Source organism: Hydrogenophaga sp. (assembly GCF_048549895.1).
Classification (GTDB): domain Bacteria; phylum Pseudomonadota; class Gammaproteobacteria; order Burkholderiales; family Burkholderiaceae_C; genus Hydrogenophaga.
Map to the genome: position 1 here is coordinate 1 of NZ_JBLYYB010000216.1, position 3203 is coordinate 3203.

The 3203-nt window shown below is 60.4% G+C and carries 2 protein-coding genes; both read right to left on the bottom strand.

Annotated features, from left to right (window positions below; all coding sequences use genetic code 11):
* The coding region (locus ACN4F8_RS20490) for a peroxidase family protein (RefSeq protein WP_419475266.1) at positions 1 to 2382 on the bottom strand (2382 nt) is incomplete at its 3' end.
* 159 nt (positions 2383 to 2541) lie between these two features.
* Positions 2542 to 3203 (bottom strand): IS5 family transposase (locus tag ACN4F8_RS20495; protein ID WP_419475267.1); only part of this gene is annotated, 662 nt, incomplete at its 5' end.

Consider the following 3203-nt stretch of genomic DNA (forward strand, 5'->3'; position numbering starts at 1 on the left):
GGCCAGGGTAGCGAATTGAAGCGGAGTCGGGTCCAGGTACTCGTTGCCTGCTTGGTCCATCACAGCACCCGCAGGGATCACCAACACATAGATTTGACCCGGAAGCAGATCCACAGTCGGGTCCACCGTGAGCGTGTTGTCGACGAACAAAAGGCGTGTGCTGGATACCGTGTCAAACGATTCCACCAGCTCGCCGGTTGCAGAGCCAAGACGAAGCTCTATGACGCCAATGCTGGCCCGCACCACCTCTGAGAAACGCACAACGATCGGAGAAGCGACAGCTACGTCCACCGTGCCAGCCTCAGGCATGAAGACGGCGACCGTGGGGGCGACTTCATCGATGGGTACGTCGGGCGCGAGTGGAAGCGCCAGTCCTGGAGGCTGCGTCACCAGGAAGATGTTATCGGTGTAGTCGATGCCTGTGGTACGGGCCACAATGCCGGCAAAGCCGATGTTCTTGACTGCTTCGTAAAAATCAAAGTCTTTGACGCGGTCGAAGTAATAGAACCGGTCGGCTTCCTGCAGGCGGTCGAGCTGTTCGTGAATGATCACCCAGAAAGTACCACCCACCACGCCGCCGTTGACGTGCGATTCCGCGATGCCGCCAACCCACAGGTCGATACGGTCCACACCTTGCACGGTGTTGCCGTTCACCAGTTGCACGCCCGGGTTGTAGCGTTGGAAGTCGGCAATCTGTTGGGCGTCGGTCAACACCAGGTCAGGGTACGCGGCACGGAACTTGGCGATGGTGGCATCACTCAAGCTGTTACGGATCTGGAAGTTTTCCCAGGATGTGTAAGGCGTCAGGTCCACATCAGAGCGTTTGATCGAGTCGACCACATACACATCTTGTGAGTCAAGAAGCGCCTGGCGCACCTGGTTCAGCGTCCCCATACCAAGGTCTCGGCCCCTTGCAACGTTCAAGGAAAACAAGTCTGCACTCACACGCACCAGATCGTTGCGGATCGCGTCCACCACTTGCGTGTCCACCTCTTCAGCCGCCTGCGCAGTGATGCCCGCAATGATGGAGTTGGTGCCGATCTGGGCATAACCGGGCTGCGGCACATAACCAAAGCGCTCAAGTTCTGCCAGGGACCGCGTGAACTCGACGTCGTTACCCGGGTTGAGGAAGGCATCGAAGAGCCTGATGCTCTGCATCTGGTTGGCCGCGTCCAGAATCTGGACTGTCTGCCCCACCATGGAATGCCCAAACCGGTAGGCCGCGGCGTTGAATTCTTGCGAAATACCAGCGTCCACTCGAGGGAAGTACTCGTCGTGTCCGTGAGATCCAGAGCCTTGCATGCCACCCAGCAAGATGTCTGCAAAGTCGGTGTAAATGACCCGCTGGTACTCTGTTTCGTTGATGATCTTGGCCGCTTGAAATAACGCTTCGGCAGAGCCCTCAAAACCCGCTGACACGAGGCTGTCCACATGCATGTTGTGGTTGCGGGCCCAAATGGTGTGGATGGCGGTGAGCGTGATGTTTTCGTTGGCCCGGCCGTCACCGCCAACCGCGTGGTCCAGCGGGCTGATGAAGGGGTTGAGGTCCACAAAGATCGGCTGACCGCTGCCCATGAAGTCCTTGTAGAGACTGGTGGCAATGGTCAGATCGATCTCGCCTGCATCGCTCACCAACCCGTCGTAGTAATCGCGAAAGGTCACGGTGCCAGCGCCCATATTGAATACGGTGTTGTTCTCCCAGTGCGCATGGATCAGTGCACGCAAGGTGGGGATCTGGTCAAAAGCGGGGTTGGACGGGTCGGGCGCACCCACGGCCAGCTTGGCACCCACACCGCCCAGCCCGTCGGTTGCGCGCAGAAACGTTCCCACCAGCAGGTTGGCGCCGTAAGCCTGGTTCTGGTCGATGAAGGCCGAGGTGTTGTTGATGTGCAGGGGCACGCCCGCGGCGTCAAAGCCGGCCACGGTGGTGCGGGTCAAGTCGGCGGGGTTGTCCGTCCCGGGTGTGCGCCCGGTACCCGGTGCGCCGATCTGCAGCGTTCCGCTCCCGCCCTTCATGCTGGCGGCAAGGCCGTGATCAAAGTACTGGCCGAAGGCAGAAAACAACATGTTGGCACCAGCGGCCTGCACTGGAGTGTTGATGTCCTGCACACCCACCACATTGCTGATGCCCCGAGCGTCAAGGCCAGCGAAAATTGGGTTGGTGTCCAGCTGCGTCACGACGCCAGCGTCGTTGTAGATGGGTGCTCCGTAGGACGCCGTGGTGAGCCGCAAAAACGGTGTGCCAGCGGTACCAAAGGTGGGGTCTGAAATGTTGTTGTTCAGTCCACTGAGATCGCGGACGCCGGTGACGCTGCCAGGCACAGCAAGGCCTGCTACCAACGCCTGAAGTTGAAGAACGTCGCGAGGTGTCAAGGTAATCATGTCAATCGGGTCCGATTAATTAGGGCTGCGCTGAACAAGTAGCCGAATTGAGTGGCCCGCTGCGCAAGGGGTCGCTGGCGCGGGTAAGTGGCGTGATTTGACCGCGTTCCTGGGCCATACAGCCCTCGCGCGCACGCTTCTGGCGTGCAACAGGCGCACTCATGCCGCGAAACGCTTTCGCGCCAGGTAGATGTTGGCCAGACCCAGCACCACGAACGAGCGTGTGGCGTTCTTGGCAAGGCCTCGGTAGCGCACCTTGGCAAAGCCCCAGAGCCGCTTGACCACGGCAAAGACGTGTTCGACCCGGGCGCGGATCTTGGACTTGTTGTGATTCTTCGAGCGTGCGGCCTCGTCGATCTCGCCACCCCTGCGCACGCGCTGGTTCGTGAAGTCCTTGGCCTGCGGCGCCTTCGATTCGATCAACGCCCTCTGACTGGCGTAGGCGCTGTCGCCGTATACACGCTGCTCGTTCCCGTGCAACAGCTCGGGCAATGGATGTTTGTCATGCACGTTGGCTGCCGTGACCACGGCGCTGTGCGCCAGCCCGGTGCGACTGTCCACGCCGATGTGCATCTTCATGCCGAAGTACCACTGCTGGCCTTTGCGGGTCTGGTGCATCTCGGGGTCGCGCTGCTTGTCAGCGTTCTTGGTCGAGCTGGGTGCGCCGATGATGGTGGCGTCCACGATGGTGCCGGTGCCCACCTTCATGCCCCGCGCCTGCAGTACCTCCCCCACCTTGGCAAACAAGGCCTCGCCCAGCTTGTGCTTCTCCAGCAGGCGGCGAAACTTCAGCAGCGTGGTCCCGTCAGGCACACGTTCAC